The 7,722-nt window shown below is 72.1% G+C and carries 8 protein-coding genes and 1 tRNA gene; 6 read left to right on the forward strand and 3 right to left on the reverse strand.

What is annotated here, in order from left to right; translation table 11 throughout:
* Positions 1-843: MurR/RpiR family transcriptional regulator (locus tag ETD86_RS51060; RefSeq protein WP_138673843.1), on the reverse strand; the 843-nt coding region annotated here is incomplete at its 3' end.
* Positions 844-978: 135 nt separating this feature from the next.
* On the opposite strand from ETD86_RS51060, the gene ETD86_RS51065 reads away from it, so the two are divergent.
* The 4 genes from ETD86_RS51065 to ETD86_RS51080 are packed head-to-tail and all read left to right on the forward strand — an operon-like array spanning position 979 to position 4,810.
* Complete coding sequence (locus ETD86_RS51065; RefSeq protein ID WP_138673844.1) at positions 979-2,352, forward strand: MFS transporter; 1,374 nt, start codon at positions 979-981, stop codon at positions 2,350-2,352.
* Positions 2,349-2,777 carry a GAF domain-containing protein gene (locus ETD86_RS51070; RefSeq protein ID WP_138673845.1) on the forward strand — a complete coding sequence of 143 codons (429 nt, stop codon included), beginning with the start codon at positions 2,349-2,351 and terminating at the stop codon, positions 2,775-2,777. Before ETD86_RS51065 ends, ETD86_RS51070 begins: the two co-directional genes overlap by 4 nt.
* The gene (locus ETD86_RS51075) at positions 2,774-3,979 is read left to right on the forward strand and encodes a metal-dependent hydrolase family protein (protein ID WP_138673846.1); all 1,206 of its coding nucleotides are present in this window, start codon (positions 2,774-2,776) and stop codon (positions 3,977-3,979) included. The genes ETD86_RS51070 and ETD86_RS51075 overlap by 4 nt, the downstream gene beginning before the upstream one ends.
* A gap of 39 nt (positions 3,980-4,018) precedes the next feature.
* On the forward strand, positions 4,019-4,810 hold the full coding sequence (locus tag ETD86_RS51080) for an alpha/beta hydrolase (RefSeq protein ID WP_211370854.1): 792 nt from the start codon (positions 4,019-4,021) through the stop codon (positions 4,808-4,810).
* A gap of 68 nt (positions 4,811-4,878) precedes the next feature.
* Here ETD86_RS51080 and ETD86_RS51085 read toward each other — a convergent pair whose 3' ends face one another.
* Together ETD86_RS51085 and selD are read right to left on the reverse strand one after the other, a co-directional pair.
* Positions 4,879-5,418: a hypothetical protein gene (locus ETD86_RS51085; RefSeq protein ID WP_138673847.1), complete on the reverse strand. Its 540-nt coding sequence runs from the start codon at positions 5,416-5,418 to the stop codon at positions 4,879-4,881.
* Between the two features lie 69 nt (positions 5,419-5,487).
* Positions 5,488-6,480 (reverse strand): selenide, water dikinase SelD, encoded by a 993-nt coding sequence (selD, locus tag ETD86_RS51090; RefSeq protein WP_138673848.1) that lies wholly within the window; start codon positions 6,478-6,480, stop codon positions 5,488-5,490.
* An 18-nt stretch (positions 6,481-6,498) separates the two neighbouring features.
* On the opposite strand from selD, the gene ETD86_RS51095 reads away from it, so the two are divergent.
* Both ETD86_RS51095 and selA read left to right on the forward strand, forming a co-directional pair.
* A tRNA-Sec gene (locus tag ETD86_RS51095) sits at positions 6,499-6,591 on the forward strand.
* 23 nt (positions 6,592-6,614) lie between these two features.
* The coding region (gene selA / locus ETD86_RS51100; RefSeq protein ID WP_138673849.1) for an L-seryl-tRNA(Sec) selenium transferase at positions 6,615-7,722 on the forward strand (1,108 nt) is incomplete at its 3' end.

A 7,722-nucleotide genomic window follows, 5' to 3' on the forward strand; every position in this document is an offset into this window, starting at 1 on the left:
GTGGAGGAGGCCGAACTTCGTCCACATGGCCTCCGCAGCCTCGATCGAAGCGCCCGTACGGGCCGGGTCCACCGTCGCCAGCTGCGTGACCAGCGCCTGCGCGACCGCCATCCCGGCCGTCAGCGACGGGAAGAACGCCTCGCCCTCGGCCGGCACCATGACCACCTCCTCGGCGGCGCTCGCCAGGGCGGGACTGGCCGCGTCCGTCAGCGCGAACACCCGCACCCCGCGCGAGCGGGCCTCGTTGGCGGCCAGCACCGTGCTCTCGTACAGGCGCCAGAAACTGATGGCGATCAGGACGTCACTGGAGCCGATGGCGGTCATCGTGTTGGCCAGCTCGGCGTCGCCGGCGGTCACGGCCGTGACGGGGTAGCCCGCGAGGCGGGCGTTGTGCGCGAGCGCCAGGCCGACGGCGGCGTAGCTGCCGTCGGCGACGATCACCGTGCGGCGCGCGGCGGCGATCGCCTCGGCGATCGTCAGCAGCGCCCCCTCGTCCAGCCGCCGGTTGAGCAAGGCGAGGTTGTCGAGGTCGCGGCGGAGCGACCGGGAGCTGGGCGAGCCGGTGCCACGATGCTCGGCGGCCACCTGGTCCGCGCTCAGCGAAGACAGGTAGCGGGCCCGCAGCTCCTGCTGGAGCGCCGGCCAGCCGGCGAACCCGAGCGCCTGCGCCGTGCGGGTCACGGTCGCCACGTTGACGCCCGCGAGCTGGGCCAGCTCGCCCGCCGACCCGAACGAGGCCCGCCGCGGCTGCGACCGCAGCACCTCGAGCACCGCGGCGGCCTTGCCGCGCAGGCCACGCTCCGGCGTCCGGGCACCGAGCCAGTCCTCGAAGCTGTCGGTCAACGCATCCTTCTCTCCGCTGAGCTGCAGGCCGGGAACATGCTATGCGCTCGCAACGCGACCGATTTGCAAAGATTATTGCATATCCAGGAAATTGCACTGTATGTTGCTGCGAAATCGGTCGAAAGGGTGTGTTCGATGACCTTGTTGGCCCGGCTGGACCGGCTCCCCCTGAGCCGGCCGCACTACCTCCTCCTACTGATCGGCGGCCTCGGCTACACGTTCGACGGCATGGACTCGGCCGTGGTCGCCTTCCTGCTGCCGAGCGCGCAGGAGGCCTGGGGCCTGAACAACGGCCAGCTGGGCCTGATCGGCTCGGCGACCCCGTTCGGGTTCCTGTTCGGCGCGGCCATCGCGGGACTGCTCGGCGACCGCATCGGCCGCAAGAAGGTCATGATGTACGCGCTCGCGTTCTACGCCGTCTTCTCCGTGATCGCCGCGTTCGCGCCCAACTATGAAGTTTTTCTGGCAAGCCGGGTGCTCGCCGGGGCGGGCGCGGGGGCGGAGAGCGCGATCATCGCCCCGTTCCTGTCGGAGTTCGTGCCGGCCAACCGGCGCGGGTGGTTCATCGGCGCTCTGGCCGGGTTCTTCTCGTTCGGGTTCGTCATGGCCGCATTGATCGGGCGGTTCGTGGTGCCGACGATGGAGGACGGCTGGCGGGTGGCGCAGGTGATCACCGCGCTGCCCATCGTGATGTTGTTGTGGTGGCGGCGCTCGCTGCCGGAGTCGCCGCGTTTCCTGCTGCAACACGGCCGCGTGGCGGAGGCCGAGGTGGTGGTGGCGGATCTCGAACGCCGCGTCGAGCGGGCCACGGGCGCGCCGCTGCCGCCGGTGCCCGAGTCCGCCACGCCGCCCTCGACGGCCGCGCCGAAGGTCAACCTGCTCAGCGCGCTGCGCTTCCTGTGGAGCCCCGTCATGGCCAAGCGCACGGCGGTCATCTGGCTGGTCTGGTTCGTGATCACGTTCTCGTACTACGGGTTCTTCTCCTGGATCCCGACGCTGCTGGTGCAGCGCGGCATCACTGTGACGAAGAGCTTCGAGTTCTCGATCATCATCTACCTGGCGCAGGTGCCCGGCTACTTCTCGGCGGCCTGGCTGTCGGAGCGGCTGGACCGCAAGAACACGATCGCCCTCTACCTGTCCGGGTCGGCGGTCAGCGCGTTCTGGTTGTCCCAGATGGACTCGCCGGTGACGATCACGCTGGCGGGCGCGGTGTTGTCGTTCTTCCTCAACGGCACGTACGCGGGCGTCTACTCCTACACCCCAGAGGTGTTCCCCACCTGGATCCGCGCCACGGGGACCGGACTGTCGAGCGCGTTCGGGCGGGTGGGCAGCATCCTCGCGCCGACGATCATCGGCCTGTCCGCCGCCAGCCTGGGCTTCGCCGGAGTGTTCGGGCTGACCACGGCGGTTCTGGTGGTGGGGGTCGTCTGCGTGGTGGTGTTCGGCCTGGCCACGGCCGGGCGATCGCTGGAAGAGCTGACCGAGCCGGCCGGGGAGGGAGTCAAGTGACCGTGCTGGAGGACCTGGAGGTCCGTGTGCGGAAGGAGCTGGGGGTGCGGCTCTTCACCGTGCTGGCCTGGGTGCCGGAACGGCGGGCGTTGCGCCGCGTCCACACCAGCCATCCCGCCGAGTACCCCGTCGGCGGGGAGAAGACCGTGGAGGTCGCCCAGGGCTGGCTGGTCACGTGCATCGAAGGGCGAAAGCCCTTCTTCGGGCCGGACCGGGCAGCGGTGCGCGAAGTGTTCGCCGATCACGAGCTGATCGAGAGACTGGGCTGCGGGGCCATCATCAACGTGCCGGTGGTAGCGGAGGGGAAGGTGCTGGGGGTGCTCAACATTCTCGACGCCGAGGGCGCCTACGACGAGGGGGCGGTCGCCGTGGCCGAGTCGCTCGCGCCGCTCGCGGCGCCCGCACTGCGTGGAGGTGAGCGGTGAACCTGCTGCTGCGTAACGCCCTGGTGCTGGACGTCGTCTCGGGCGAGTACTCCGAGGGCGATCTGCGATGCGCGGACGGCCGCGTCGTCGAGGCGGGTCCCGGGCTGCGGGCGCCGTCGGGCGTGCGGGTGATCGACGTCGCGGGCGGGTACGTCGTACCCGGGCTGATCGACGCGCACGTGCACGTCACCGCCCTGACCGCGGACCTCGGCGCGCTCGGCGCCATGTCCCCGTCGTACGTGGCCGCGCACAGCGCCCGCATCATGGGCGAGATGCTCGGCCGGGGCTTCACCACGGTCCGCGACGTGTCCGGCGCCGACCACGGGCTGGCCGACGCGCAGGCGGAAGGGCTGATCCGGGGGCCGCGGCTGCTGTTCTGCGGCAAGGGGCTGAGCCAGACCGGCGGCCACGCCGACTTCCGCGGACGTGGTGAGCACCTGAGCGACGACCACCCGTGTTGCGCGGGCGTCGGGCGCGTCGCCGACGGGGTCGACGCGGTCCGCGTGGCCGCCCGCGACGAGCTGCGCAAGGGCGCGCACCACATCAAGGTCATGGCCTCCGGCGGGGTGGCCTCGCCGACCGACCGCATCGACTCGACGCAGTACTCGATGGAGGAGCTGCGGGCCGTCGTGGAGGAGGCCAGGGCCGCCAACCGGTACGTGGCCGCGCACGCCTACACCGCCCGTGCCGTCAACCGGGCGCTGGAGGCGGGGGTGCGCTCGATCGAGCACGGCAACCTGATCGACGACCACAGCGTGGAGCTGTTCCGCGAGCATGACGCGTTCCTGGTGCCGACGCTGGTGACGTACTGGGCGCTGAAGGAGGAGGGCCGGGCGTTCGGGCTGCCGGAGGCGAGCTGGCGCAAGGTCGATGAGGTGCTGGAGGCCGGGCTGGTCGCGCTGGAGCGGGCCGCGCGGGGCGGGGTGCGGCTGGCGTACGGGACGGACCTGCTCGGCGGCATGCACCGGCACCAGAACCACGAGTTCCGGCTGCGGCGGGAGGTGCAGGAGCCGATCGCCGTACTGCGCGCCGCCACCGTCGGCGCGGCCGAGCTGGCCGGGATGGCGGGCGAGATCGGCACGCTGGAGGTGGGGGCGCACGCCGACCTGCTGGTGCTCGACGGCGATCCGCTGGAGGACATCGGCGTGCTGGCCGACCCCAAGCACCTCCGCCACGTGATCCAGGCGGGCGTCGTGTCCTAGGGCGAGCCGCTGGAGTCCAGGCGGGCGTACCGTTGACGGGTGACGTCGCTGACGCGGACCGCTCTCGTGATCGTCGCGGTGGTGCTCCTGCTGCTCGGACTGCTGTGGTTGTTCCAGCGGCAGCTCATCTACCTGCCTGACCGGTCCTCTGTGCCGCCGGCAGGGGAGGTCATCCCGGGCGCGCGGGACGTCTCGTTCACGACGGGCGACGGGCTGCGGCTCAACGCCTGGTACGTGCCCGGGGACCGCGACGTGACCGTGCTGGTCGCGGGCGGGAACGCGGGCAACCGGCTGCACCGGGCGCCGCTCGCCAAGGCGCTGGCGGCGCACGGGCTGCCGGTGTTGCTGATAGACTACCGCGGCTACGGCGGCAACCCCGGCACCCCGGCCGAGGAAGGGCTGCATCTCGACGTCCGCGCCGCCCGGGCGTACCTCGGGGACGGGCGGGTGATCTACTTCGGCGAGAGCCTGGGCGCGGGCGTGGTGACCCGGCTGGCGCTGGAGCAGCCACCGGAGGGACTGGTGCTGCGCTCACCGTTCACCGACCTGGCGGCGGCGGGGCAGGCCAACTACCCGTTCCTGCCGGTGCGGCTGCTGCTGCGCGATCGTTTCCCGGTGGCGGAGCAGATCGCGGCCGTGCGGGCGCCCACGGTGGTCGTGTACGGGACCCGCGACACGATCGTGCCGGCACGGCTGAGCCGGGCGGTCGCCAAGGCCGCCGGGGGCCGGGTGACGACGGTGGAGATGGCGGGGGCGGGGCACAACGACCTGTCCATGCTGACCGGTGACGAGCTGATCCAGGCCGTGGTCGAACTCGCCGAGGGGACCTAGTCGCGCGTGTACGGTCAGGGCGCTCCCCGCCGGAAGGAGATCTTCGTGCGCTGCCAAAATACCCGTGGTCAGAGCCAGCTGGCCCGTACGCTGGTCGCGGAGCCGGCGTCCGGCGGTGTCCCCAGTTCGCCGGTGTGAATGCGTTCCAGGAGCCGGGCGACCGTGTCGACGATCTCCGGCGCCCGGTCCCGCAGCCCCGCCACATCCGCCGCCGACACCTCGCCCCGGTCGAATCCGACCTCGTCCAGCACGCCCTCCAGATCGACCAGCCGCGCGCCCAGCCACTTCAGCGGCTCGCCGGACAACTCCGTGTCGAACACCCGCGGCCCCGGCTCCCATCCCTCGATGGTCGGGTGGTGGTGGGTGCGGTCGAAGCTGCCCGGCGCGCTCTCGACCGACTCCAGCAGGTCGATCCGCCACAGCGGCCGGTCCACCGCGATCGGCCGAGCCGAGTAGATCGACCCCTTCAGCTCGCCTTGTTCGAGCCGGCGAATCTCCAGCCGCACGCCTCGCTCGGCGCCCTCCTGGCCGGGGATCGGCTCGGGGTCGACGAAGTAGATGTCGCTGACGGCCACGCCGATCCGGTCGAAGCCGAACAGGTAGAGCACGGGAAACCACTTCCTTCGCAGGTCTCGGTGGGGGGCTCTGCCCAACGTAACCCGGGCGGCCCTGCCGGGCTACCTGACGATCAGCGCCCGGTCTCCGGCGGCCACGAGCTCGCCGATCACCGGTGCTCCTGGGATCTCCCCGGCCACCAGTAACCCGCCGGAGGTCTGCGCGTCGGCCAGCAGGAGCAGGTCCTCCTCGGCCGTTCCGCCCGGGTCCAGGTGCGGGGAGACCCAGGCCAGGTTACGGCGGCTGCCACCGCTGACGTAGCCGTCGCGTACCGCTTCGCGGACCCCCTCCAGGTACGGCACCGCCGCGGCGTCCACGACGGCGGTGACGCCGCTGGCCCTGGCCAGTTTGTAGAGGTGTCCCAGCAGCCCGAACCCCGTCACGTCCGTCGCGCATCGGGCGCCCGCCTGGCGGGCGGCGCGGGCGGCGTCCCGGTTGAGCGTGGTCATGGACGCGATCGCCGCGGGGAAGACCTCGCCCGTCGCCTTGTGGCGGGAGTTGAGCACGCCGACGCCGAGGGGTTTGCTGAGGCTCAGCGGCAGTCCGGGGCGTCCGGCCTCCAGGCGCAGCAGGGCGGCGGGATCCGCCAGGCCGGTGACGGCCATGCCGTACTTGGGCTCGGCGTCGTCGATGCTGTGGCCGCCGCCGACCGCGCACCCCGCCTGCCTGGCCACGTCGAGACCGCCGCGCAGGACCTCATGGGCGAGCTCCATGGGCAGCAGGTCGCGGGGCCAGCCGAGCAGGTTCAGCGCGACCAGCGGCTCGCCGCCGACGGCGTAGACGTCCGAGATCGCGTTGGCGGCGGCGATGCGGCCGAAGTCGTACGGGTCGTCGACGACCGGGGCGAAGAAGTCGACGGTGGAGATCAGCGCGCGGTCGCCGTCGATGCGTACGGCGGCCGCGTCATCGCCGTGTTCCAGGCCGATCAGCAGTTCCCCTTCCGGATCCCCCTCTCGTGCGGAGAAGGCGGCCAGCACCGCCTCCAGCTCGCCAGGCGGGATCTTGCAACTGCAACCGCCGCCACGGGCGTACTGCGTGAGCCTGAATTCCGTCATATCGTGAGTATCGTTCTTGGAGGCGCTTGTGTTCTGGTGTGCACCCCGGTCTTCAAAACCGGTGGACGGCGCGCGGCGTCGTCGGCGGGTTCGATTCCCGTGCGCCTCCGCGTGAGGTGCCCATGACAGATGACATGAGGTCCCAAGACCGCGAGATCGCCGTGATCGACGGTTCCGGCTCTGCGGTCGGTGCCGGTCCGGTGGGTGATCCGCGGCGGCGGATTCCGCGTACCGACGCCGTCCTGGCCGACCCCCGGGTGGTCGAGGCGGCCAAGGGCGCGGGCCGGGCCGTTGCCAAGGCGGCGGTCGTCGCCGCGCAGCAGCGCGCCAGGGAGGGACGGATCGCGCCCGAGGACGTGGTGGTGGCCGCCGTGTCCGCCCTCACCGCCGGCCCGCGGCGGGTGATCAACGCCACGGGGGTGCTCGTCCACACCAACCTGGGCAGGGCCCCGCTCTCGCGCGTCGCCGTCGAGGCGATGAGCGCGGCCGCCGGATGTACGGACGTCGAGTTCGACCTGGTGACGGGCGAGCGGGCGCGGCGCGGGCGGGTGGCGATGGCCGCGCTGGCGGCGGCGGTTCCGGATGCGGAGGACGTCCACGTCGTCAACAACAACGCGGCGGCGCTGGTGCTGGCGGCGACCGCGCTGGCGGCCGGGCGGGAGATCGTCATCAGTCGCGGTGAGATGGTGGAGATCGGCGACGGGTTCCGCCTCCCCGACCTGCTGGAATCCACCGGGGCGAGGCTGCGCGAGGTGGGCACCACGAACCGCACCAGGGCCCGCGACTACGCCGACGCCATCGGCGACGCGACAGGGTTCGTGCTCAAGGTCCATCCGTCCAACTTCCGTGTCGAGGGCTTCACCGCGGCCGCGTCGGTCGCCGAGCTGCGATCTCTTCCCGTACCCGTGGTGGTCGACGTCGGCTCGGGGCTGCTCGCGCCGGACCCGCTGCTGCCGGACGAACCCGACGTGAGCACGGTGCTCCGCGCAGGCGCCGCCCTCGTGACCGCCAGCGGCGACAAGCTCTTCGGCGGGCCGCAGGCCGGGCTGATCCTGGGCCGCGCCGACCTCGTGCAGCGCCTGCGCCGCCATCCGCTCGCCCGCGCCTTACGCGTCGACAAGCTGACCCTGGCCGCCCTGGAGGCGACGATCCGCTCGGATCCACCGGTTCAGCTCGCGCTGCACACCGGCGCCGAGCAGTTACGGCGCCGCGCCCACCGCCTGGCCGCCGCCATCCTTGACC

The sequence above is a fragment of the Nonomuraea turkmeniaca genome (assembly GCF_005889735.1).
GTDB classification, from domain to species: Bacteria; Actinomycetota; Actinomycetes; order Streptosporangiales; family Streptosporangiaceae; genus Nonomuraea; species Nonomuraea turkmeniaca.